The following is a 25,093-nucleotide window of genomic DNA, read 5'->3' as shown; positions in this document are numbered from 1 at the left end:
CTCTCCTGATCCAGTCGTTGGGCCGACCCTATCTCCTCTTTTTGTATGAGTAAATGCTATCAAGCCGCGATCATTCTGCTTCGCTGCATGGTTATTTGTATGTGGCTATCGAGATTGAGAGTCACCCATCCCAGCCCGTGAGCTATCTGCTTCTCTGCGAGCCGACGCCCAAATCAGATCGAAGAACTGCCAAACTACAGGTCCAATACCGCCAAATCCCCTGAATACGTATGTGGGATGCTGTGCAGATCGGGTATCGCAGGACTAATATCCTTTCAGACCCGCGAAAGCGGCAAGAAGCGCCGTAACAGGCGTCTTGGGGAGGGTGTTTCTGCAATGCACACTATATATGGTTCTGTTCTGCGCGCGGCTTTGATGGCGGGCGTTTCGCTTTCCGTAACGTCGATCGCATCCGCGCAAACGACCGATGCGCCTGCCGCCGCCGACCAACCCGTCGATGCCATCGTCGTCACCGGCATCCGCGCATCGCTGGCCTCCGCTGCCAAGATGAAGCGCGATTCGGTGCTGATCGTCGATTCCATCACGGCCGAAGATGTCGGCAAGCTGCCCGACGTCTCGATCGCGGACTCGCTCGCCCGCCTGCCCGGCGTCACCGCCCAGCGTCTCGAAGGCCGCGACCAGCGCCTGTCGATCCGTGGCCTTGGCCCCGACTTTTCCACCACCCTGCTCAACGGGCGCGAACAGGTGACCGTCGGCGACAATCGCGGCGTGGAATATGATCAATATCCGTCCGAATTCTTCCAGAACGTCAATGTCTACAAAAGTTCCGACGCAGCCCTGATCGCGGCCGGCATTTCCGGCACGGTCGACCTTAGAATGCTCCGCCCGCTCGACAAGAATGACCGCATCATCGCCGTTGCCCTGCGTGGCCAGATGAATGGCCTCGACAAGCTGAACCCGGATGGCGAACGCTATGGCTATCGCGCGTCGGCCACCTATGTCGATCAATATGCCGACGATACGCTGGGCCTCGCCATCGGTTTTTCCGCCTCGCACACCCCGTCGCAAAATGAGCGCTTCAACGCCTGGGGCTATCCGACCGATGCCGACAACAACCTGATCATCGGCGGCGCCAAACCCTATGTCCAATCCAACCTGTTGAAGCGCTATGGTGCCGTCGCCACGCTGGAATGGCAGCCGAGCGACAATTTCCATTCGACCTTCGACGTCCTCTATTCGCATTTTGAGGAAGAACAGCGGCTGCGCGGCATCGAATTTCCGCTGGTCTGGGGCACCAATGTCGGCGTCAGCGATGTGACGGTGGAAGATGGCTTCGTCACCGGCGCGACCTTCAGCAACGTCTATGGCGTGCAGCGCAACGATTATAACAAGCGCACCGCCGACACCATCTCGCTGGGCTGGAACAACCAGTTCCGCCTGAACGACAGGCTTTACTTGAACGTCGATGCCAGCTGGTCGCGCGCCAAGCGCACCGACTTCCTGCTCGAAACCTATTCGGGCACCGGCTATCTGCGGTCGGGCGTGCCCGACACCGTGCGCGTCGATCGCCAGTCCAACGGCCTGTTTCAGATCGTGCCGACCATCGACTATACCGACACCAACATCATCAGCCTGACCGATCCCAATGGCTGGGGCTATAATGGCACGACCGCCGTGGTGCAGGCGGGCTTCCTGAACCAGCCCAAATTCATCGACGATCTGCGCTCGTTCCGCACGAACCTGACGGGCGAGATTGAAGGCAGCATCTTCAGCAACTGGGAAGTGGGCGGCAATTACAGCCGTCGCAAGAAAACCAGTGCCTTCACTAGCTATTTCCTGTGTCCGACGGGCGGGACCGATTGCACCATCGCGGGCGGCACCCCCGGTTCAGCTCCTGTTCCCAGCGAAGCGCTGCTCGGCTCCAACGTCTCGCTCGGCTATCTGGGCGTTCCGGCGATGCTGACGCTTGATCCGCTCTATCTCTACAATAATGTCCTCGACGCGGTATATGATAATCGCCCGCAATCGCTCGTGCGCGATAACTTCGTGAAGGAAGATGTGTTCACGGGCTATGCCAAGATGACGATGGACGGCGAACTCGGCGGCAAGCCGCTCAAGGGCGCGTTCGGCGCGCAGGTGATCCATTCCAGGCAGCGCTCGGTCGGCACTATTTCCAGCTTCGCCAATGGCGTGGTTACGGTGGTGCCTGCTTCGGGCAAGACCAGCTATACCGATTTCCTGCCGAGCGCGCAGATGTCGGTCGAGCTGGAACCCGGTTTCTTCATCAAACTGGGCGCCGCGCAGGCCATGGTCCGCCCGCGCCTCGACCAGGAGCGGGTGAACCAGGAATTCAGCTTCGATCCCTCGAAGATCGGCCTGGGTTCCGACCCGTTCAACAGCCCGTTCAGCTCGAACGGCGGCAACACCAATTTGCGTCCCTATCAATCGACCAATATCGACCTGTCGGTGGAACGCTATTTCCGCAATGGCGGCTATGTCTCGCTGTCGGGCTATTTCAAGAACCTGACCGACTTCGTCGATCCCAACAACAATATCGCTTATGACTTCTCGTCGCTTCTGCCCGCCTTGCCTGCGGATATTCGCAACGAAATCATCGCGAATGGCGGCGCCATCGGCTTGCTGAAGGCACCCGCCAACAACGGCAAGGGCACGATCATCGGCGCGGAAGCCACCGCGTCGCTGCCCTTCAAGCTGTTCACCGAGACCCTTGATGGTTTCGGCCTCTTCGCCAGCGGCTCCTACACCCACAGCGAAGTCAAATATGGCAGCAATCCCGGAGCGACCGTGACCCTGCCGGGCCTCTCCAAATGGGTCGCCAGCGGCACCGCCTATTTCGAACGCAGCGGCTTCCAGGCACGGGTCAGCTATCGCTACCGCTCATCTTTCCTGGGCGAAGTCGCTGGCCTGTCGGCAGCCCCCACCTTCCGCACGGCCAAGGCGGAGGGCATATTGGACGCGCAGATCGGCTATGAATTCCAGTCGGGTCCGCTCACTGGCCTGTCGATCCTGCTCCAGGGCAAGAACCTGACCGACCAGCCCTTCGTCACCTACCAGAATGACGATCCGCGCCAGGTCATCGACTATCAACGCTATGGCCGCGATTATTATCTGGGCCTCACCTACAAATTCTAACGCTTCTCAAATCCTCCCCCGGCGGGGGAGGATGACCCTCTGATCTGCCTGACTGCACGCAGGCAGTGCCGGGACCGCCGCTTCTTTCAGGAGAGGGCGGTCCCTTTTTTTGAAACATTGCCGATTTCCACCGTTCGGGCTGCGGGACCGTGTGAAACGCGATCAGGCGGTCATCCGGCTGACCAACCGTGGCGCCAGCAGCGTCGGCGTCACTGGCTTGCCCTTGATCTGGGCGATCAGCGCATCGACCAGCACTTCGCCCGCAAGCAGATAATCCTGCGCAACCGTGGTCAGTGGCGGGCGCGTCAGGCTGACCGCGGGAATATCGTCGAAACCGATCATCGCCACATCGTTCGGCACCGTCATCCCCGCCTCCTCCAGCGCGCGCATCGCGCCGATCGCGATCAGGTCGGATCCGGCGAAAATAGCATCGAACGGAATGCCGCGCGCGATCAGGCGGCGCGCCGCCTCATGGCCGGAATGTTCGATCGACAGGGCATCGACATGCAGCCCCGGATCGACCGGCAGGCCCGCCTCCACCATCGCCTCGGTCAGCCCCGCATAACGATCGCGAAATTCGGGATAGCGGTTGGACGCATCGCCCAGAAAGGCAATCGAGCGGCGGCCGCGTTCGATCAGATGCCGACCCGCATCGCGCCCACCCTGCCGATTATCGCAACCGATGGTCATGCCCAACGCATGGTCATCGACCGAACCCCAGCGGACGAAATGCGTCCCCTGCGCCACCAGCTGTTCCAGCCGGACGCGATAAATCTCGTAATTGCCATAACCGAGCAGGATGATGCCGTCGGCCTTGCGACTATCTTCATAATCGACATGCCAGTCGGTCGATAATTGCTGAAAGGATGTCAGCAGGTCATAGCCCCGCTTGGCGCAGGTTTGCAGGATCGGCCCCAGCATCGACAGGAAGAAGGGATTGATCCAGCTTTCGTCGGGCAGCAGATCCTCGAAGAACAGCAGCGCCAGCGTATTGCTCTTTCCCCGGCGCAGCGATGACGCATTCTTGTCCACCGCATAGTTGAGCTGGCGGGCGATCGCCTCGATCCGCTTGCGCGTCCCCTCGCTGACCGTGGGGTCGCCGCGCAGCGCGCGCGATACGGTCGGCTGGGAAACACCGGCCAATGTCGCGATGTCGAACGACGTGATTTTCTCATTGACGGCCATCGCCTGATCCTACGCCGCTCCGGCACGCTTGGAAAGCCGGGCTTTGAATACGTATGTCGCATCCTTGGCCGCACCAACAAAGGCCGACTAAGAAGGGGGCATAAGACCGCGGCGATCAGGCCAGTGCGGACCAGAGGAGGAAGAGGAATGCGAAAGCGCAATCCCATGCTGTTCGCAGCGCTGATGGCGCTGGCCACCCCCGCCCTGTCCGCGCCCGCCGCACCGCCCGCTCCCGCAGATTTTCGCGCCCGCCTGCCGGAGGATGAGATCATCTATTTCGTCCTGCCCGACCGCTTCGACAATGGCGATCCGCGCAATGACAAGGGCGACTTTGGCGGCGATCGGCTGACCCATGGCTATGACCCCACGACCAAGGGCTTTTTCCATGGCGGCGACCTCAAAGGCCTGATCCGACGGCTAGACTATATCCAGGGACTGGGCGCGACCGCCATCTGGGTCGGCCCCATCTTCCGCAACAAGCCGGTGCAGGGCGCCAAGGGCCAGGAAAACGCGGGCTATCACGGCTATTGGATCACCGACTTCACCCATGTCGATCCGCATTTCGGCACCGACGCCGATTTCGCGGCCCTGGTGGAGGCCGCCCATGGGCGGGGCATGAAAGTCTATATGGACATCATCGCCAACCACACCGCCGACGTCATCCAATATCGCGAATGCGCCGTTTCCGCCTGCACCTACCGCTCGCGCGCGGACTATCCCTATCAACGGCGCGGCGGCGTCAATGGCCAGCCGATCAATCCCGGCTTCACCAGCGATGATGACCATCGCGCGGACAATTTCGCCCAGCTGACCGATCCGTCCTACGCCTATACGCCCTATATCCCCAAGGGCGAGGAACAGACCAAGACGCCCGCTTGGCTGAACGACGTCACCCTCTATCACAACAGGGGCGAAACCACCTATCGCGGCGAAAGCGCGACGATGGGCGACTTTGTCGGGCTGGACGACCTCATGACCGAAAATCCGCGCGTCATTGCGGGGATGATCGAGATATTCGGCGACTGGATCGACCGTTTCGGTGTCGATGGATTCCGCGTCGATACCGCCCGCCATGTCGACCCGCATTTCTGGCAGGCCTTCGTCCCCGCCATGCAGGCCCGCGCAAAAGCCAAAGGCATCCCCAATTTCCACATCTTCGGCGAAGTGTCGGAAAGCGATATCCTGTCCGGCCCGCTCGCCTGGCACACGCGCGAGGGCGGCTTTCCCTCGGTGCTCGATTTCGCCTTCCACCAGGTCGCGATCCAGACCGTCGCGGGCAAGGGCGCGACGGCGCTGTGGGAAAAGATGCTCCAGGGCGATGCCCTCTATGTCGAGGGTGAAGCCACCGCGCGGCAACTGCCGACCTTCATCAGCAATCATGACAATGGCCGCTTCGCCACCTTCGTCCGCCGCGCCTTTCCCGCCGCCAGCGAACAGGAAGTGCTGGACCGCGTCACGCTCGGCCACGCCATGATGCTGACGCTGCGCGGCGCACCGACGCTCTATTATGGCGATGAACAGGGCTTTGCCGGTGACGGCGGCGATCAGGACGCGCGCGAGGATATGTTCGGCAGCAAGGTCGCCATCTACAATGACAACCGCCTCGTCGGCACGGACGCGACGACCGCAACGCCCCGCTTCGATCCCTCGCACAGCCTCTATCGCACCATCGCCTCGCTCGCCCGCCTGCGCACCGCCCACCCTGCCCTGCGCCGGGGCAGCCAAGTGGTACGTGCCCGGTCGGAAGAACCCGGCCTGTTCGCCCTTTCCCGCTTCGACCCCGACACTGGCGCTGAATATCTGATCGCCTTCAACACATCGACCGCGCCGATCCAGACCCATGTCCAGGTCGATGTCCGGTCGGACGCTTTCGTCACGCTGGCGGGCGCACCCTGCGCTGGCCGGGCTGCTGCCCCCGGCAGCCTGGCCGTCACCCTCCCCCCGCTCGGCTACAGCCTGTGCGCCGTCCGCGCGCCGTCTTCCCCATCTGCAAAGTCCCCTGAATGACCGACATGCCTGAATCATGGTGGCGCGGTGCCGCCATCTACCAAATCTATCCGCGCAGCTTCGCCGACTCCAATGGGGACGGTATCGGCGACCTCAACGGCATTACCGCCCGCCTGCCTTATGTCGCGTCACTGGGCGTCGATGCGATCTGGCTGTCGCCCTTCTTCAAAAGCCCGATGCGCGACTTCGGCTATGACGTGTCGGACTATTGCGATGTCGATCCGATTTTCGGCACGCTCGCCGATTTCGATGCGCTGGTCGCCCGTGCCCATGCGCTGGGCCTGCGCGTCATCGTTGATCAGGTCTGGGCGCATACGTCGGATCAGCATGGCTGGTTCATCGAAAGCCGCGCCAGCCGCAACAATGCCAAGGCCGACTGGTATGTCTGGGCCGATGCCAAGCCGGACGGATCGCCGCCCAATAATTGGCAGTCCGTCTTCGGCGGTCCGGCCTGGACCTGGGACGCACGGCGTGGCCAATATTATATGCACAGCTTCCTGCGCGAACAGCCGCAATTGCACCTGCACCACCCGGACGTGCAGGCAGCCGTGTTCGACATCATCCGCTTCTGGCTCGACCGGGGCGTCGATGGCTTTCGCATCGACGCGATCAACCATTCGATGCACGATCCAGAGCTGCGCGATAATCCGCCCGCACCCGACGATGGCAGCCTGCGCACCCGCCCGTTCGATTTCCAGCTCAAAACCTATAATCAGAGCCATCCGAACATCCCCCTTTTCCTCGAAAAGGTCCGCAGCGTGTTCGACGCCTATCCTGATCGCTTTACCGTCGCCGAAGTCGGCGGCGCGGACAGCGACCGGGAGATGAAGGCCTTTACCCAGGGCGACCAGCGCCTCAATACCGCCTATGGCTTCGACTTCCTCTATGCCCCTGCCCTGACCAGCGACTTGATGAAAAGCGCGCTGCAAAAATGGCCAGCGGAACAGGGGATCGGCTGGCCAAGCTGGGCCTTTGAAAATCACGATGCCCCGCGCGCCGTATCGCGCTGGGCCAAGGATCATGACCCGCAAGCTTATTGCCGGATGAAGATGCTGCTGCTCGCTTGCCTGCGCGGCAATATCTTCCTCTATTATGGCGAGGAATTGGGCCTGTCGCAGGTCGATATCGCGTTCGAGGATCTGCAAGACCCCGAAGCCATCGCCAATTGGCCACTCACCCTGTCCCGCGACGGCGCCCGCACGCCGATGCCGTGGATCGCCGATGCGCCCTATCTCGGTTTCTCCGACGCCAAACCCTGGCTACCGATCGGGGAAGCGCATCGCCCGCTCGCCGTCGACCGGCAGGAGGCAGACGCCGCCTCCCTACTGCACTGGACTCGTGAGGTTCTCGCCTTGCGCAAAGCCTATCCTGCCCTGCGCGCCGGCACCGTGGACTTTCGGGAGATGCCCGGCGACCTGCTCGCCTTCGAACGCAGCCATGGCGGCGAACAGCTGCTCTGCATCTTCAACCTTGGCGATCAGCCGGTCAGTTGGACGCCGCACGATGCGGAACGCTGGCACCCGATGCTGACCTGCGGGGGTGCCACGGCGTGGCACTTCCCCGCTGCCGCCGCCCTCGTCGCCCACTATCAAGGACATATAGCATGACGCGACTGACTGCGCCCACCCTCCGCATTTTGGCCATCCCGCTTTTCGCCCTGTCGCTGGCCCCGATTGCCGCGCGCGCCGATGTCGTCGCCAAGGCCGCCTCGCCCGATGGTCGCATCACCCTGACCGTCAGCCTGGATGGCGAAGGCCGCCCCAGCTACGCCGTGCAGCGCGACGGCCAGCCGCTGATCGCTGACAGCCGCCTTGGCTTCATGCTCACCGACGCGCCCAAGATCGAGCGCAACCTGACGCTGGCCGACACGAAGCGCGACCGGCGAGACACGAGCTGGACGCAGCCCTGGGGCGAATGGTCGACCATCCGCGACAACCATAGCGAAATCCGTCTCGCCTTCCGCGAAAAGACTGACCTTCAGCGCGAAATGGGTGTGACCTTCCGCCTGTTCGATGATGGCGTGGCTTTCCGCTACACCCTGCCCGACCAGCCTAATCTGCACCATGCCAATATCGCCGAGGAACTGACCCAGTTCGCCTTCGCTCAGCCCGGCACCGCCTGGTGGAAGCCCGCCTTTGAATGGAACCGCGAAGAATATCTCTACGACAAGACGCCGCTCGATGCGGTCGGCACGGCGCAGACCGTCATGACGGTAAAGCTCGCCAGCGGCACCCATGTCGCGCTGCATGAAGCGGCATTGGTCGACTATAGCGCAATGAACCTGGCGCGGGTGCAGGGCAACATGTTCCGCGCCGCCCTGACGCCGGGCGCTGGCACCGCCAAAGTCTCGCGCGATGCGGGTTTCTCGACGCCCTGGCGCACCATCGCCATCGCCGACGATGCGGCGGGCCTCTACATGAACCACATGATCCTGAACTTGAACGAGCCTAACAAGCTGGGCGACGTGTCGGGCTGGATCAAGCCGGGCAAGTTCGTCGGCGTGTGGTGGAACATGATCAAGGGCGAATGGAGCTGGGCGCGCGGTCCCAAACATGGTGCGACCAACGCCAATGTCCGCCGCTATATCGACTTTGCCGCCGCCAGCGGCATCCCCGCCGTGCTGGTCGAGGGATGGAATGTCGGCTGGGACGGCAACTGGTTCGGCGATGGCAATGCCATGAATTTCTCCCAACCGACCGAGGATTTCGACGCGGATGCGCTGGCGGCCTATGCCAGATCGAAGGGCGTCACGCTGATCGGCCATCATGAAACCGGCGGATCGGCCAGCCATTATGACGCGCAACTCGACAGCGCCTTTAAATGGGCGGCCGACCATGGCGAACAGGTGGTGAAGACCGGCTATGTCACTGATGCCGGGCAGATCGAGCGCGTCGATGCCGATGGCACCCGACATCGCGAATGGCATGAGGGCCAGTGGATGGTGAACCATTATCTGCGCGTGGTACAGGCCGCCGCCAAATATAAGGTCAGCATCGACAGCCACGAACCGGTCAAGGACACCGGCCTGCGCCGCACCTACCCCAATTGGGTGTCGCGCGAAGGCGGACGCGGCATGGAATATAATGCCTGGGTCGGCGGCAAGAACCCGCCCGAACATGAAGCCAATCTGGCCTTCACCCAGATGCTCGGCGGCCCCATGGACTTCACGCCCGGCGTCCTCAGCCTCTCCGGGTCGGAAGGCAGCTCGATCCAGTCGACGATCGCCAAGCAACTGGCCCTCTATGTGGTCCTGTATTCACCCGTGGTGATGGCCGCCGATACGCCGGAAAATTACGCGAAATATCCTGGCCCCTTCCAGTTCATCAAGGATGTGCCGACCGACTGGTCCGACACCCGCGTCCTGAACGGCGAAGTCGGCGACTATGTCACGATCGCGCGCAAGGAAAAGGGCGGCGATGACTGGTATCTGGGCGCCGTGGGTGACGAAGAAGCCCGCGCCAGCCAGGTGACGCTCGACTTTCTGGATGCCGGGCGCAGCTATGTCGCGGAAATCTACCGTGACGGACCAGGCGCGGATTATCGCACCGACGCGCGCCACGCGATCGTGATCGAGAAGAAGACGGTCAGGAAGGGCGACCGGCTGACGATCGCGCTGGCACCCGGTGGCGGTCAGGCGATCCGTTTCGTGGCGGGCGGCAAACCACGCCGGCGCTGACATCCTATTTCCTGTCCTACAGGCCGCGCGCGCTCTATGCTGCCAACCGCGGCCTGCATCGACGTCCGACTTTCCGATAGGATCAGAAACGGGCAATAAAATATCGAAATTGCCGGGAAATATGCGAAGTTAAGGGGCGGATGCGGGATGGACGGGCAACATGACAGCACACAGATAACCCGCCCCCGACAGGGTTTTGCGGGACTGTGGAATATCAGCTTCGGCTTCTTCGGCATCCAGATCGGCTTCGCCCTTCAGAACGCCAATATGAGCCGCATCTTCCAGTCGCTGGGCGAAAGCCTGGACGATCTGGCGCTGCTGTGGATCGCTGCACCCCTGACCGGCCTGTTGGTTCAGCCGATCATCGGCCATTATAGCGACCGGACCTGGTGCCGGTTCGGTCGTCGCCGCCCCTATTTCTTTGTCGGTGCCCTGTTCGCGGCGGCAGCGCTGATCGGGATGCCCAATGCCCCCGGTCTGCTGGCGGCGGCGATGATGCTCTGGATACTCGACGCATCGTTGAACATATCGATGGAGCCGTTCCGCGCCTTTGTCGGCGACATGCTGGACAAGGATCAGCATATGGCCGGCTATGCCCTGCAAACCGCCTTCATCGGCGCGGGCGCGGTGATTGGCTCTGCCACCCCCTGGATGCTTGACCAGATGGGTGTCGCCAATGTCGCCGTCGGGCCGGGCGTGCCCGACACGGTGCGGATCAGCTTCTATATCGGGGGGGCGGCGCTGTTCCTCGCGGTGCTATGGACCGTGCTGACGACACGCGAATATGCGCCCGACCAGATGGCCCGTTTTGCGCGGGCCGATGACGACGCCGCAGGCCTCGCACCGGCGACACGCGCCATGCCTGCGGGTGGAGCAGGCTGGATCGCGACAGGCGTCGCCATATTGGCGATCGTGTGGACCTGGTCGCTGGAAAAGGAACTCTATCTGCTCGGCGCGTTGCTGGCCGCTTATGGCGTCGCGCGCCTCGTCGCCCGCTGGCTCCATGGCCAGGGTCGCAACGACAATCTGCTCAGCCATGTCGTCGGCGATTTCGCGGCCATGCCGCCGCTGATGAAGAAACTGGCGCTCGTCCAATTCTTCACCTGGTCCGCGCTGTTCATCATGTGGATCTATACCACGCCGGTCGTCGCCCAATATATGTTCGGATCGGCCGATCCCGCCAGCTCCGCCTATAATGCCGGGGCCAACTGGGTCGGCATATTGTTCGCGACCTATAATGGCGTCGCCGCTCTCGCCGCCCCCTTCCTGCTCCAACCGCTCGCCCGCCGCATCGGCCAGGCGAACACCCATGCCATCGCGCTGATGCTGGGCGCACTGGGCTTCTTGTCCTTCCTGTTCCTGCGCGACGCGCAACTGCTGCTGCTCTCGGAAGTCGCGATCGGCATCGCCTGGGCATCCACCCTCGCCATGCCCTATGCCATGCTCGCGTCCAGCGTGCCGCAGGCGAAGCTTGGCATCTACATGGGTCTGTTCAACGCCTTCGTCGTCATCCCGCAACTGCTGGTCGCCACCGTCATGGGCACCATCATGCGCCACGCCTTTCCGACCGAACCCATCTGGACCATGGCATTCGCCGCCGGTGTGATGCTGTTGGCGTCGGTGGCAACGCTACGCTGCCGCTAGACGGGGAAATTTCGCCATAGCGGCCTATGGCTGAATATGTCCGTCCTGAAACTATGATGCGCCTTACACGACTCGGCGGTCAATGTGATCGGTGTGCAGAATCGCAGACACGGCCCACAATGCCGATCCGCTACGCGCTGTCATCACTGACAACCTCGGCGCGACCGCGCCGATTAAAACCAATCCCATCAGTGCCAAACGGCATCAGGTCGAATGCTTCTTCAACAAGCTCAAGCGCTTCCGCCGCATCGCCAGTCGGATTGAAACGATGTGGATAAATCCAAGGTAGCTGTCGGCGGATCAAGGCAACTTCCTCAAAAGCTGCCTTGAATCAAAACCTACGCGATTTGGGAACCCCCTTTGTCAACCGCCCTAAACCGTGAGCATCAAGCATCCCAACTGCCTTGCAGGAAGGTGCCTGACTGTCGTGTCGGCCGCCATCGCCAAACAAACGGACTGCCGCGAGGGGGAAATGATCTCGCAATCATTCGCAGTCCAACACATCCAGAATGACGATGCTATCATCGATCAATTTATCAATAATGGTCAAGCCAACTGCACATTTTATCCACCGATCTTCGTCAAATTGGTTTGACATTGCGGCCGGACCCTGCCACCAATCTGGTGGTAGCGCTATCATAGCATATTGCCGGAACACCGGAAGTTACAAGGGAGAGGAAGCCATGAAAATGCATAAGCCTGCCATTCGCGCGGCCTTGTTCGCAGCATCGGCCTTAAGTTCTATCGCCTGCGCGCAGCAAGCGGTTGGTCAGACCACCGCCGACCAAGATACCGTCGCCGCGCTCCCGATCGAACCAAACGATCCCGTCGCGACCACCAATGATATCGTGGTTACCGGCTATCGCGCGTCGTTGCAAAGCTCCACCAATGCCAAGCGCGAATCGACCGGCTTTACCGATTCCATCTTTGCGCAGGATATTGGTAAATTTCCCGACACGAATATTGCCGAGTCGTTCAATCGCATTCCCGGCATCACGATCAATCGTGACGTTAATGGCGAAGGTGTGAACGTCGCGATCCGCGGGCTTGGTTCCAATTTCACCAACGTAACGCTAAATGGCGCGCCTATCGCGGTGTCTTCATCGGGCGCGACGGACGCGCAGGGAACGGATCGTTCGGTAGACTTAAGCTTCTTTCCTACTGATCTCTTTACGAAGCTGACGGTCAACAAAAGTTACACCGCCAACCTGCTGGAGGGCGGCGCTGCGGGCAATATCGACATGCGCTCAGCGCGCCCCTTCGATCGTCCCGGTACGCGCTTTACCTATAATATCCAAGGTACCAACCAGAGTGGCGTCAATAAGGTCGGCGCGCGCGGTTCAGCAATCTTCAGTACAACGAACGACACGATGGGTATCCTCGTAGGTGTATCGGGGCAGCGGTTGTTTACCGATAACCGCGGCTTCGAGACGATTGGCTACACGAATCCGGCCCTGACCACCGCCCAGTGCGGCGCGGCGACCGGCTGCAACACGACGGGCGGCGGCAACTGGACCATCCCCGGCACCGTCCCGGCGGGCGCGGGCGGTGGCCTGATTACGGGTCAGACGATCGATCAGGCATGGCTGCTTGCCAACAATCCAGGTGCCTCTATCCAGCAGATCGACAATGGCATCATTCCCCGTCTTGGCCGCTTTACCGCGCAATATGGTCGGCGCGACCGTATTAACGCAATCGCCAGCGCCGAATGGCGTCCCAATGACGCAATGCATTTTTACGTCGATGGCCTCTATGGCTTTAAGAAGAACAATTTGACGCGCGAGAATATCGCCTGGATCGTCCGTAATGGACAGATTATTCCCACCAATACCACCTATGACAAGGAAGATTGCTCGGCTGGGTGCCAGGTGACGAGCGGCACCTACGCCAATTCTCAATTCTTCCTCGAATATCGGCCCCTGACCGAGACCACACACCTTTATAGCGTCAATCCGGGTCTGGATTGGGAAATGAGCGATCGCCTGAAACTGTCGGTTCAGGCCAATTATACCCGTAGTACCTTTCACCGGGAAATCCCCACCGCCGGTCCGGTCACCGCGATGGGCACCGGCGTGACAGTGGACTATGCCGCCAGTCCGAATGGCGCGCCGACGATCACGTCAAACGTTGACCTTAACGATCCGAATAATTTCGTCTGGAACGGCGGGCGCGTCAACATTTCAGACGAACGTCGCGTCAACGAGACCAAGGGCGTTCGCGGCGCGCTGACGTGGGGTGATGAGCGGCTCAATATTCAGCTCGGCGGCAATTATGACGATGTCAGCCGTCGCATCCGCGGCTTCGACAACAGCCAAGCTTGGCAGAATGCCGTGTGCGGGGGCAACCCTAATGTGTTCGTGCCCGGTCCCAATAGTCAGCCGATCTGCGTGGGTGCAGAGTCCGTCGTGCCCGGATCGACCGGCTACCCCAATTATCCGGGCTATGGCACCGGCTACGCCGCCGGACAGGCCGGTCCCGTCACTTATGGCGGTTCGCTCGTTCCGGTTGGCCAGTTGCCCAACTTCCTGATGCCGGGCCGTGCCGGTTTCGTTACCGTCGACTGGGACAAGTTCAGGAAAGCGTCCAATTACGACACCTTTCATGACAATGCGCCTGAATCGGGTGGTTCGAACACTGGCGCCAGCGGCGGACTAATCCGAGAGAAGTCCTTCGCCACCTATCTGACCGCCAGCGGCAAACAGCAGATCGGCGACAACGACCTGCGCTTCAATGTCGGCGTGCGCTACGTCAAGACCGACCAGACAATCGAGGGCCGCGTGTCGCTCGCCGATCCGCGCAATACGCCCACCGCCTCCACCACGCTCCCCGACGGCGCGCGCTATCCCAGCATCGTCACCATCGTGCGTACCAGCAACAGCTATGAAAAATGGCTGCCTGCCGCGACGGTCGCCTATGATCTGGGCGATCTAGCCGTGATACGCGCCGCCTATTCGAAGACGATGACGCGCCCAGATCCGGCGGCGCAGTTGCCGGGCGTTGGCTTTGGCGATCCATCGGCCGCTACCGCCACGATCGGCAACCCTGCGTTGAAGCCGTATTTCTCCAACAATCTGGACCTGGGCGTCGAACTCTACACCGGAAAGGAAGGTCTGGTATCGTTTAGCGCTTTCCGCAAGTCGCTGACCGGTTTCACCAACAACCAGATCACCACCCAGCCTTTCTCCTTCCTCGCCCAATATGGCATCAATTATGACTCGCTCAATCCCACGCAGCAGCAGGCCATCAACTTACGCGGTGGCCCCGCGGCTGCGACCATCCAGGTCCAGTCGCAGGTCAACGTTCCCAACAAGCTGACCGTCAACGGCCTGGAATTTCAGTGGGTCCAGCCGCTCGATTTCCTGACCGATCGCTTCGGCGTGCGCGGCTTCGGCTTCAACGCCAACGCGACGCTGGTCGATCAACGCAGCGACGGTCCCGCCACCGCCTTCGGGGTCGCACCGTTCACTTACAACGTCATCGGCTATTATGAAAATGGCGGCGTCAACCTGCGCGTTTCAACGACTTTCCGCGAAGGATCGCAAAGCAGCGGTGCTAACCAGAACGGCATTCCTGCCGCAGCCCTCTACTCCGACGACTATCAGCAGTGGGATTTCTCCTCCAGTCTTGATCTCGAAAAGGTCTTCGGATGGAAGGGCGCGCCGCAGTTGACCCTGGATATTCAAAACTTCACCAACTCCACCCTGCGCAGCTACTTCCAGTTCGAAGGTGCTACCTTCACGCAGTATAAGCCAGGCGTCCAATATCTCGTCGGTGTGCGCGGCACTTTCTGAACAAGGACGAAAAGAGAGGGCGGTACAGCGATGCATCGTCCTCTCTTATACCAACGGCTATGGGGTTAGTGCGCTCTTCCAGTAGTCAGGCCGTTTTAGGAAAATGGGAACATTCTGATGCTGTCACGTCGTGATATGCTGTCTGCATCTATCGCTGCGGCACTCGCTGCAAGTCCTCTGCGCGCAACGGTCAGCTTCGGTGGAAAAGGTGATGGGTTTGAACTGGCTGGTCCCGGCGGGACCATCCCCCTTTTCGTCGAGCCAAGCGACTTCGCAGGCGTGCTACGGGCGGCCCGCGACCTTGCCGCAGATGTCGGGCGCGTAACCGGAACGGATGCCTCCTTCTCGCCCACGCCGGACCAACCGCGGATGGTGCTGATCGGAACATTGGGGGAAAGTCCGACGATTGACCGGCTCGCAGCAACCGGCAAGATCGATGTCGCACCGATAAAGGGCAAGTGGGAAAGCTATAGCTTACAGACGGTTCGTAACCCGATGCCTGGCATTGAGGAAGCGTTGGTCATCATCGGCAGCGACAAGCGCGGCACGATCTACGGAATTTACGATTTGTCACAGAATATCGGCATATCCCCCTGGTATTGGTGGGCGGATGTGCCTGTCATTAAGCGGGATCGTATCCGCATTTCCTACGGAAGCTATTTTCAGGGTGAGCCGGCGGTCCGCTATCGCGGCATCTTCCTGAATAACGAGGCGCCCTGTTTGTCCGCATGGACTGCGGAAAAGTTCGGCGGGATGAATGCAGATTTCTATACGAAGGTGTTCGAACTGCTGTTGCGGTTGCGCGCAAATTACCTCTGGTCCGCCATGTGGAACAACGCCTTTAACGAGGACGATCCCAAAAACGGTCCGCTGGCGGACGAATATGGCATCGTCATGGGCACATCCCATCACGAACCGATGAACCGCGCGCACAAGGAATGGACGTCGCGTAGGCCCGGAAACGGCGAATGGAATTATGTGTCTAATCGTCCGGCGGTGCAGCAGTTTTTCCGCGAAGGTGCGCGGCGTAGCAAGGACCGCGAACTGCTGGTGACGATGGGCATGCGGGGCGACGGCGATGTCGCACTGGAAGGCACGGGCGGTATCAAGTCCGATGTCGCATTGCTCGAAACGATCATCGCCGATCAGCGCCGGATATTGCAGGAGGAAACCGGCAAGCGGATCGAGGACATTCCGCAGGTATGGGTGCTGTTTACCGAAGTTCAGAAATATTATGATGCGGGTCTGAAGGTACCCGAAGATGTGACGCTGATGTTCGCCGACGACAATGTCGGCTACATCCGTCGCCTGCCCACCCCGCAGGAGCGCGCGACCCGCACTGGCGGCTTTGGCGTCTATCATCATATGGATATGAACGGCGGACCCTATAGCTATAAATGGGTCAACACCAATCCCTTCCCTAAAATCTGGGAGCAGATGAACCTCGCTCTGGAATATGGTGCCAACCGCATCTGGATCAGCAATATCGGCGACCTGAAGCCACTGGAACTGCCCATCGAGTTTTTCCTGGCGATGGCTTGGGATCCCAAGGCGGTGACCAAGGAACGGATCGCGGAATGGACCCAACTATGGGCGGCGCGCGAATTTGGTTCGACCCACGCAGCTAAAATTGCCAGTCTGGTGTCGCGCTACGCCAAATATAATGCTTGGCGCAAACCCGAACAGTTGCGGCCGGACACATATAGTCTGCAAAATTTCAGAGAAGCCGAGCGCATGGTCGCCCTGTGGAAGGCACTACGTAGCGAGGCCGAGGCGATAAACGAAGCCCTGCCGGACATATACCGCGCCGCTTATTATCAGTTGGTACTCCATCCCATCAAGGGCTGCTGCAATCTGACCGAATTGCTCGTTGCCGCCGCGCGCAACGCATGGTTTGCCGAGCAGGGTCGTGCGAGCACCAATCTAGAATCTATCGAAGTGAAGCGATTATTTTCGCAGGCGCATCAGATACGCGATACCTATAATCGCGATCTATCAGGTGGAAAATGGAACCATCTGATGGACCAGACCTATATCGGCTATTTCGATTGGTATCAGCCCACACAGGATATCAAGCCTCCCGTATCTGAGCTGGATTTGAATGACGTCGCCTCATTTGGTGTCGCTGTTGCAGGCAGAACGGAGGCGTGGCCGGGCTTCTACTTACCGCCCAACCTGCCGACATTCGATAGCCTACGCCGTGAGCGTAGCTGGATAGAAGTTTTTCCTCGCGGCAAGCGATCGATAACCGCCAAAGTATCGGTCAGCGAACCCTGGATTGGCCTAACCCAGGAGGCTGCCTTTTCGACCAGTGCTGCCGATCGCCGCTACTAGGTGGACATCGACTGGAGCAAGGTGCCGGAAGGGATGTCCAAGGGATCAATCACGATCAGCCATGGGGACGACGCAACTAGCGTTTCCGTCGCAGTCAACGCCATAAAGGCTTCGGCCGAACAAATGCGTGCGGCAAAAGGTTGCTGGGGCAGCCTGTCCGGGCCTTTCTCCATCCCGGCAAACGGTTTTGAGCGCAATGTTCCTGTCGGCGATGTCCGGTGGGAGGCGATCCCCGACTATGGCCGCGTGGAAGCCGCCATGTCGATTTTTCCGGTCGATGTGCTCTCAATCGTCGATCCGACCAAAGCGCCGCGCCTCGACTACTCGATCTTCGTCGGCGAAACGGGAGAATGGACATTCGATCTAGTTACCGCCCCGACGCTCAACGTGAATCCTGCTCATCAGTTGTCTCTTGCTCTGTGGGTTAATGATGGCAAGCCGCAGATCATATCTGTTTTTAGCCCCGAAAGGCGCGAGACCGAAGAGTTTCTCGGCGCTGCACATGATCATGATTCCCGAACGGATATGCGCATCATGCGGTTCAAAGGCATGATTGCCCAGGCTGGACGGCACAAGCTCAGCATCGCCATGGTCGACCCTACTATCGTGATCGAATCCATCATCGCTTATCGAGGTAAGTTGCCAGAAAGCTACTTCGGACCGCCCAGCATCCGGATCGGCGAACCAACGCGCTCGTGAAAAACCATTTTATGGGTTGATCCATATGCAATTTCGATCGCGGCTTTGTAACGTGAAAGGCCGCTTGCGCGCTGCATCGCCCGCCACGCTCGCAGGCATGTCGCTAGGGCAGGCGCAGGACGCAACGAAGGTATAGGCGGTCATCGTCTTCTTCTCCAGGTTCGAGTTCGCATCCGAACCCTACCAGAAGATCGACGGTGGCCACCCTATCAGGGAAACCTTCCTACACCACCCCGTGGGACACAACCGCGCCTGCCTAGGCCGACAGTCGAAGGGGCTACTCTGGACGAACGGTTCTGAGTAAAGTCATCACGCTCAAGTTTAAAACTACTATCAACTATTTCGAATGCTCATGGCTGTGTAATCCTTTGTTTTACAAAGGATTTTTCATGACATAAAATTATATTGGATGGTAGCGTTGGTGGGCCCGGCAGGAATCGAACCCGCAACCTAGCCGTTATGAGCGGCCAGCTCTAACCGTTGAGCTACAGGCCCCACCTGAACGCGGGATTAGGCAGCATCAGGCGGCTTGGCAAGCCTCTGCGCGCATCGGAATAGCAGCCAGCAATTGATTCAGGCTCGCCGGGCGAACCCCGCGATGCGCCAGATGGTTCAACACGGCGTCCCACCACCGGTAAAAGGCAGTCCGATCCGCCTCGTCGCGCACATAGGGCGTATGGCCAGGCTCCAGCGTGGGCGAGTGAAAGCTGAAATTGAGCAATGGCACGCCTTCTTCCATCAAGGCGTCGATGGCCATCATCGCCTCCTGCGCGGACACCCCTTCCGGCGTCAGCGGCACGCGGCTCAGCAATCGCGCCCGCGCCATCGCGCCCGCCAATGCCCCCATCGTCTGCGCCGCACGATACAGCCGCTCCCCCGCCCCCCGCAACAACCCGACGAAAGCGGTCGAAAGCGGCAATTCCACCAACGTCCGGTTCGGCCCCGCCCAATAGGGTGTCAACGGCATCCCGCGAAAATCCGGGCCATGCTGGCCGCTATAATCAAACCGGCTTCGTACCGAACTGTCGAGCCGAAACCCTGCTGCTTCCAACAGGCGCGCACTGTTCGGACCGACGCCATAGCGCCCGGCCCGATAGGCGATCGGTCGCTGTCCGAATCGCTGTTCGATTCGGCGGCACAGCGCTTCCAGCTTGGCCAGTTCGACCGCTTCGGGCAGCGAACCGGCATAGCTGTTGGCGGCCGTCACCTCCTCGACATGCGGCGGATTGACCCAGGGATGAAGATGCGCGCCGATGTCGGCCGCACCGTCGCTCGCCCATTGGCCCATCATCGCGGCCGCCGCATCGCAATCGACCACTGGATAGTCGGTGACATAGACGGGCTTCACCCCAGCGTCCGCAAAATAGCCTTGGCCCCGCGCCATGCCGGCCAATGCCGTGACGCCATGCCCCGTCCGGCTGAACGGCGCGTTCCAGTCGAATTCCTCTTCGGTATCGACGAACAGCATGAAGCGCGTGCCGAAATCCGGCGTCAGCGCAATCCGGTCCTGAGGTTGCGGTGAATCCAGCAGGTTACCGTCGAAGGGATGAGCGTTCATGCCCTTCGCTTTACCAGCCAATGGTTGCCATAGGGTTTCCCCTGCCCTGATCGATCAGCCGAGGTCGGCCGCATCGTCAGCCATCGCCGCCGCCGGAATCGCCAGCAGCAGCCGACCCGGTTCGATCTCCAGGCTGCCGTTGCAACTTGCGGCCAGACTGCGGATCAACCGCAGGGAAAAGCCCAGGCCCAGCAGCGGCCCATCGGCCCAATCGCCATCGGCCCCATAGCCGGGATCGAGCAGTTGCCCTTCGTCCAGCCCGGTCAGGCTCGACGGCCGATCGATCGCCAGCACCACGCGCCCCGCGCCGCCATCGGGCTGAAACCAGCAGGCACCGGTCACCGTTTCCCCCGCAGGTGCGACGGAGATCAGCGTGCGTAACAGATGCTGCACCATGCGTTCGCCCTGCACCGGGTCTATCCGCACTGGCGGCAAGGCGGCGGCGATAGCGATGTCGATGGCCGATCCCCCCGCTATCGCCTGATCATCGAACCGGGCCGCAATCTGGGTCACCAGCTGGTCGGGGTCCATCAGTTCAGGCGCGCTCGAACCATCGCCACGCGATACGCGGGCGGCAAGGTCCAGATCGTCGAACGCGGCCAGCAAATGCCGGGCATCGACGGCGATCTTGCCCGCCATGTCGCGATATTCGACCCCGGCCGCGCCAAATAATTCCTGCTCGATAATCTCGGCAAAGCCCAGGATCGCGTTCAGGGGTGTGCGCAGTTCGTGGACCAACTGCCGCAGGGAATCGGAGGACAGACCGCTAATGGCGGCCTGTTCGGGCTGGGCCGCAACTTCGTGCAGATAGGGTCGCCGCGCCTGTCCGCGATAGCCCTGAAAACGGCCGGAACGCGGATCGAAAAAGGGGGTAGCGGACAAACGCCATTCGCCGTCCATCCGTCCCCCAACGATGGTGAAGCGGCCGTTTTGAAAACCGCTACGCCGGGCAAAAGCACCCGCGACATGTCCATCCGGCCCGCTTCCGCCATCCAGCGCCACGTCCCCCAATGACAGCCCGATCAGCGCGGCGCGTGGACCTTGGTCAACCCACAGCAGAATGCCCGATGCGTCCGTTTCAAACGCGAATTGGCGCGGCGCTTCGATGGCATGGGCGTCTTCGGGTGCGGAGGCGACGCCGATGGGTCGGCGCGTGCTGGTGAAATGCGCGATCCGATCGACCAGATTGCGGATCTGGTCCTGATCCTGCGCGGGTGGACGCAGCGGCGTGACGACCGCCGATGGCTGCGGCGCCACCGGTTCCGCCTCCATCTCCTGGGTCAACAGCATATCGGCCTCACCGACCATGTCCTGCCGTTCGGTGGTCAGAACCAAATCGACCGAGCCGAAGGCTTCCAGCGCCTTGCGCGCCAGCGGGCCGACATCCCGGCGTCCGCGCAAGACCCCCCGTGCGGTCGGGGTCAGCCGGGGTAGCAGTTCCGCCCAAGTCGCATCGGGCAATTGCGCCCGCGCCATCGCCGCTGCCGCAATCGCGGGGCGGTCCTTGGCAAAGAATACGACCAGGCTGGCAGACCGGAGCCGTCGCCCAAGTTCCACGACCGTCGCGATCCGCTGCGTTTCGGATATGGCAGGGCGTAACCCTTCCAGCCGGTCGAGCAACATGTCCCGGTCCGATGCCGCCATGGGCACACGGTCGGCACGATCATGCTGCGCCATCAGGTCGACACATTGGCGCCAGGATGTCACCGCACCCAGTCCCGCACGGTCATCCGCCGCCAGCACTGTTTGCATGAGATCGTTAAAACGCACCGAAAATCCTCATCATCCGCGTCGCGCGGTCCATCCGACCTATCGTTAGGCGTTCCTCCCCGCAAGGGAAAGGACGGGACGCAGCGCGATCAAAAAGGATCGTCGCATAGTGGGACAATTGCATTGCTCTGAAACATTATTATGATGGGTGCTTCGAACAAGACAGGAAATAAGCACAATAATGGCCGGGCCGAATATCGACGACATCGACTTGCAGATCCTTGGAGAGCTGCAGGAGGATGGCAGGATGACCAATGTGGAACTGGCGCGCAAAGTGGGCTTGACCGCGCCGCCATGCCTGCGCCGTGTCCGCGCGCTGGAGGAAGCCGGAGCCATCACCTCCTATCATGCGGTGGTCGATCCCGGCATGCTGGGCTACACCATCACCGTCTTCGCCATGGTCAGCCTCAAGAGCCAGGCCGAGGCCGACCTGATGGCATTTCAGGACCATATCGCCTTGCTGCCCGAAGTGCGCGAATGCCATATGCTGAATGGCGAGATCGACTTCATCCTGAAGGTCGTTGCCAAGGATTTGCAGAGCTTCCAGCAATTTCTGACATCGAAACTGACGCCCGCGCCCAATGTCGTGAGCGTCAAGACGTCGTTGACCATTCGCACGTCGAAGAATCTGCCGGGGGTGCCGCTGCCGGTCTGACCCGGCAGCGCGCGATCACGCCGCTTTGCGGCTCTGCTGCTCCACCCATACCAGCCAGAATCCGGCAACGCTCGCCCAATCCCCGGTCGCCTGTCCAAGCGCGGCTTGCGCGCCCGGCAGATCGCCCGAACGGGCAAGCGCAACGCCCAGCCGCGCATTGATGCGCCCGGCATCGACACCGCCCTTGGTGAGCGCGATACGATAATGTTCCACCGCCTGGGGATACTGGCCCAGCGCGAAATAGCTGTCGGCCAGCGAGGCCGCATCCTTGCCGCTCGATGCGTTGGCGGCTTTCTTGGCCAGCACGGGCAGGCCAGCAATTTCCTTGGTCGCCTTGGGCGTGACGCTGGTCAGCAACTTGCTGGTGGTTGCCTGTGTCGGCGTCAGCTTGCCGCCCTTGCGCCCCGCTTCGATAATCGCCTTGGCTTCGGCATAATAGCCCGCCTTTTCGGCCAATTGCGCATAGGACTGATAATCCCGCTCGCTCGCCATCGCGCCATTTGCGGCTTGCAGACGATAGAGGTCCAGTTGCAATTGCGGCTCGACGTCACCGGCCGCCAGATAATTGGTCAGCGCCGAGCGCCATTCTTCCTTGTCGCCCGCCTGCCCCAGACGATCGCGATAGAGTTGGCCCACTTCGGCCCAATCGCGCGCCTGATAGGCCATCGACAAGGCGCGATCCGTCCAGGCGATCGGCACGGGCTGCCCCGATGCGCGCTGCTGGGCGATCGCCTCCTGCACGAAACGGCGGGCATCCTTGGGCTTGTTACGGCGCAAAGCGATGTCGGCGCGCAACATGGTCGCATCGACACCGGCGTAACCCAGCGTCTTGGCATAATCGAGTTGTGCGGTGGCATCGTCATAATTGCCGACCTGATAGGACAGATAGGCGGCGACAAAGCGCAAACGCGGGGCAGCCGTTGCAGGCAAGGCGCTGGTCTTGAACAGATCGGTCAACGCGATGCGCTGCGCCTGCACATCCGCCCGCATCACTGCCAACTGATAGCGCAAGCTGGCCGTCGCATAGGATTCGAAATCATTGGTCGGGACCAGGGCACCGATCCGCGCGCTGGCGGTGCTCACATCGCGCGCCTTGACGGCGGCATCAGCCGACTGCAGCGCCGCGCGAAACGTGTCGGACATGGTGATGGGCGGCCCTGCCACAACCAGCTTCTTCTTCGCCATGGCAGGTGCTGCGACCAATAGGGTAGCCGTCAGGGCCACCGACAGGCCGGAGGTCAAAATAGTCAATCGCCGCATGGCCTTACAGGCCTCCCCACATGCACTGCCGGGATGATCCCCGGCCTCAATCCCGTCTATGCATCAAGCCGGATCGGCGCGCCACCCCAAGAGATGGCGCGCCCGTCGGTCAGGCGCCCTTGCTGCCCAGATAGGCCAGCCACAGACCGGCGATCTGCTTGCGCGCGCCACCCTGTACCGCTTCGAAAGCGGCCTTGGCTGCGGCATTGTCGCCCGCCTTCATCTTGGCGATGCCCATGCGGGTGTTGACTTCGTCGGCATCGACGCCGCCCTTTTCCTTGGCGAGTTCGAACATCGATGCCGCCTTGGCATAGTCGCCATAGCCAAGATACGCGTCGGCCGTGGCCGCCGCGATCTTGCCATTGGCAGCCTTGCGAGCATCGGCTTCCGCCGCGCCCAGCGTGCTCTTGTCACCCGCGATGCGGCCGGTCGCGGTCTGATAGAGATCAGCGCCCTGCGTGGCGTTCAGGACATTCTTGGAACGGCCCAGGTCGATTGAGGACTTGACCTCGCCATAGATGCCCGTCTTCGATGCCATTTCGGCGAATTCCAGATAGTCACCCGCGACAACCAAACCATCCGACGCCGCCAAGAGGCGCAATACGTCCAGATTTTCGCGGTTGGTAATGTTCGGGTTGGCGCGCTGGAACAGGCGTACCAGCGTCCGCAAATTAGTGCCGCTGGGTTCAGCCTGATAGGCCATCTTCGCCCATTCGGTGACGTCCGGCAGCTTGGCAGCTTCGGCCCGGCCAACGCCGATCTGATACCATTGCGCTGGCACCTGCTGTCCCGATGCCTTCATCGCCTCAGCAGCCGCCTTGAGCGCAGCGAGACCCTGCACATTGAAGCCACGGGCCGGTTCTGCCGAGGCGTTGGTCGTGCCGGCCTTGCCGAAATAAGCCTGCGCCAGGGTCGGGTTGACGCTTTCCGACTTCGCGCCTGCTGCCAGCGCCGCCTGAGCGCGCTGGATGGCGAGGTCGTAATTCTTGGCATCAAGTGCCTGGTTCGCCGCGATCGAGTTGAACTGCCCGGCCTGTTCCGGTGGCGTCAGACCGCTGTCCAGCATCTGGGTCAGCGCTTCGCTCTGCATCGCCGCATCCTTGGACGCGATCGACGTGTTCAGCTTGATGGCACCGATCTGATATTTGTCATCGTTCGAAACGGCCTTGCTGTCGGCTTCCGCCAGCGCAGCCTTGGCACCGGCGAAATCCTGCGCTTCGGCGGCCTTCTGCGCGGTCTGCAGCGACTTGATGACGTCGGGCGTGACGTTCAGCTTGGGACCAGTTGCCTTTTCTTCCTTCTTGTCCTTCTTGGCGGCGAAAGCAGGCGCCGAAACGGCGCCGCCGGTTACGGCCAGAGCCAGTACGAGCGCGAACGGGGTAACAAAACGCATAATCCTC

The 25,093-nt window shown here is 61.1% G+C and carries 14 protein-coding genes, 1 tRNA gene and 1 pseudogene; 10 read left to right on the top strand and 6 right to left on the bottom strand.

The features are described 5' to 3' along the window. Window positions 1-336: 336 nt before the first annotated feature. A complete protein-coding gene (locus ACZ2HM_RS04620; RefSeq protein WP_470426356.1) occupies window positions 337-3,114 on the top strand; it encodes a TonB-dependent receptor in 2,778 nt (925 codons plus the stop codon). 162 nt (window positions 3,115-3,276) lie between these two features. Here the strand turns inward: ACZ2HM_RS04620 and ACZ2HM_RS04615 are convergent, their stop codons facing one another. Beyond that, window positions 3,277-4,299 carry a LacI family DNA-binding transcriptional regulator gene (locus ACZ2HM_RS04615; RefSeq protein WP_069066739.1) on the bottom strand — a complete coding sequence of 341 codons (1,023 nt, stop codon included), beginning with the start codon at window positions 4,297-4,299 and terminating at the stop codon, window positions 3,277-3,279. Between the two features lie 147 nt (window positions 4,300-4,446). Here ACZ2HM_RS04615 and ACZ2HM_RS04610 point away from each other — a divergent pair, with 147 nt between their 5' ends. From ACZ2HM_RS04610 to ACZ2HM_RS04575, 8 genes and pseudogenes are all read left to right on the top strand, one after another. Next, complete coding sequence (locus ACZ2HM_RS04610) at window positions 4,447-6,306, top strand: alpha-amylase family glycosyl hydrolase (protein ID WP_470426355.1); 1,860 nt, start codon at window positions 4,447-4,449, stop codon at window positions 6,304-6,306. Continuing rightward, window positions 6,303-7,913 (top strand): alpha-glucosidase, encoded by a 1,611-nt coding sequence (locus ACZ2HM_RS04605; protein ID WP_470426354.1) that lies wholly within the window; start codon window positions 6,303-6,305, stop codon window positions 7,911-7,913. Before ACZ2HM_RS04610 ends, ACZ2HM_RS04605 begins: the two co-directional genes overlap by 4 nt. Then, window positions 7,910-9,982, top strand: a complete 2,073-nt coding sequence (locus ACZ2HM_RS04600; protein ID WP_470426353.1) for a glycoside hydrolase family 97 protein — start codon at window positions 7,910-7,912, stop codon at window positions 9,980-9,982. The genes ACZ2HM_RS04605 and ACZ2HM_RS04600 overlap by 4 nt, the downstream gene beginning before the upstream one ends. A 147-nt stretch (window positions 9,983-10,129) precedes the next feature. Continuing rightward, a complete protein-coding gene (locus tag ACZ2HM_RS04595) occupies window positions 10,130-11,626 on the top strand; it encodes an MFS transporter (RefSeq protein ID WP_470426352.1) in 1,497 nt (498 codons plus the stop codon). A 100-nt stretch (window positions 11,627-11,726) separates the two neighbouring features. Then, window positions 11,727-11,915: pseudogene (locus tag ACZ2HM_RS04590) on the top strand (IS5-like element ISLpl3 family transposase); the annotation flags it as partial. 394 nt (window positions 11,916-12,309) lie between these two features. After that, complete coding sequence (locus tag ACZ2HM_RS04585) at window positions 12,310-15,417, top strand: TonB-dependent receptor (RefSeq protein WP_470426351.1); 3,108 nt, start codon at window positions 12,310-12,312, stop codon at window positions 15,415-15,417. 117 nt (window positions 15,418-15,534) lie between these two features. Further along, entirely contained in the window at window positions 15,535-17,751 is a 2,217-nt protein-coding gene (locus ACZ2HM_RS04580) for a glycosyl hydrolase 115 family protein (protein ID WP_470426350.1), read from the top strand. After that, entirely contained in the window at window positions 17,752-18,450 is a 699-nt protein-coding gene (locus ACZ2HM_RS04575; RefSeq protein ID WP_470426349.1) for a hypothetical protein, read from the top strand. Window positions 18,451-18,869: 419 nt separating this feature from the next. Here the strand turns inward: ACZ2HM_RS04575 and ACZ2HM_RS04570 are convergent. The 3 genes from ACZ2HM_RS04570 to ACZ2HM_RS04560 form a co-directional block, all read right to left on the bottom strand. Beyond that, window positions 18,870-18,945 (bottom strand) — tRNA-Ile (locus ACZ2HM_RS04570). A 25-nt stretch (window positions 18,946-18,970) separates the two neighbouring features. Then, complete coding sequence (locus ACZ2HM_RS04565) at window positions 18,971-20,008, bottom strand: polysaccharide deacetylase family protein (protein WP_470426348.1); 1,038 nt, start codon at window positions 20,006-20,008, stop codon at window positions 18,971-18,973. Window positions 20,009-20,062: 54 nt separating this feature from the next. Further along, window positions 20,063-21,778, bottom strand: coding sequence for a sensor histidine kinase (locus tag ACZ2HM_RS04560; RefSeq protein WP_470426347.1), 1,716 nt, complete (start codon window positions 21,776-21,778; stop codon window positions 20,063-20,065). 181 nt (window positions 21,779-21,959) lie between these two features. Here ACZ2HM_RS04560 and ACZ2HM_RS04555 point away from each other — a divergent pair, with 181 nt between their 5' ends. Beyond that, window positions 21,960-22,433: an Lrp/AsnC family transcriptional regulator gene (locus ACZ2HM_RS04555; protein ID WP_037473801.1), complete on the top strand. Its 474-nt coding sequence runs from the start codon at window positions 21,960-21,962 to the stop codon at window positions 22,431-22,433. 15 nt (window positions 22,434-22,448) lie between these two features. Here ACZ2HM_RS04555 and ACZ2HM_RS04550 read toward each other — a convergent pair whose 3' ends face one another. Continuing rightward, window positions 22,449-23,693 (bottom strand): tetratricopeptide repeat protein, encoded by a 1,245-nt coding sequence (locus ACZ2HM_RS04550; protein WP_470426346.1) that lies wholly within the window; start codon window positions 23,691-23,693, stop codon window positions 22,449-22,451. 109 nt (window positions 23,694-23,802) lie between these two features. Beyond that, window positions 23,803-25,086, bottom strand: coding sequence for a hypothetical protein (locus tag ACZ2HM_RS04545; protein WP_037473807.1), 1,284 nt, complete (start codon window positions 25,084-25,086; stop codon window positions 23,803-23,805). Window positions 25,087-25,093: the final 7 nt, after the last annotated feature.

It is taken from the genome of Sphingobium sp. KKT206, from assembly GCF_055640555.1.
Note: the sequence above shows the minus strand (reverse complement) of the source record. Positions and strands in the feature narration are given on the sequence as shown.

Coding starts and splice junctions, on each gene's coding strand:
- ACZ2HM_RS04565 (WP_470426348.1), bottom strand. CDS start 20,008: ATGAACGCTCATCCCTTCGACGGTAACCTGCTGGATTCACCGCAACCT.
- ACZ2HM_RS04620 (WP_470426356.1), top strand. CDS start 337: ATGCACACTATATATGGTTCTGTTCTGCGCGCGGCTTTGATGGCGGGC.
- ACZ2HM_RS04595 (WP_470426352.1), top strand. CDS start 10,130: ATGGACGGGCAACATGACAGCACACAGATAACCCGCCCCCGACAGGGT.
- ACZ2HM_RS04555 (WP_037473801.1), top strand. CDS start 21,960: ATGGCCGGGCCGAATATCGACGACATCGACTTGCAGATCCTTGGAGAG.
- ACZ2HM_RS04610 (WP_470426355.1), top strand. CDS start 4,447: ATGCGAAAGCGCAATCCCATGCTGTTCGCAGCGCTGATGGCGCTGGCC.
- ACZ2HM_RS04545 (WP_037473807.1), bottom strand. CDS start 25,086: ATGCGTTTTGTTACCCCGTTCGCGCTCGTACTGGCTCTGGCCGTAACC.
- ACZ2HM_RS04585 (WP_470426351.1), top strand. CDS start 12,310: ATGAAAATGCATAAGCCTGCCATTCGCGCGGCCTTGTTCGCAGCATCG.
- ACZ2HM_RS04605 (WP_470426354.1), top strand. CDS start 6,303: ATGACCGACATGCCTGAATCATGGTGGCGCGGTGCCGCCATCTACCAA.
- ACZ2HM_RS04600 (WP_470426353.1), top strand. CDS start 7,910: ATGACGCGACTGACTGCGCCCACCCTCCGCATTTTGGCCATCCCGCTT.
- ACZ2HM_RS04580 (WP_470426350.1), top strand. CDS start 15,535: ATGCTGTCACGTCGTGATATGCTGTCTGCATCTATCGCTGCGGCACTC.
- ACZ2HM_RS04615 (WP_069066739.1), bottom strand. CDS start 4,299: ATGGCCGTCAATGAGAAAATCACGTCGTTCGACATCGCGACATTGGCC.
- ACZ2HM_RS04550 (WP_470426346.1), bottom strand. CDS start 23,693: ATGCGGCGATTGACTATTTTGACCTCCGGCCTGTCGGTGGCCCTGACG.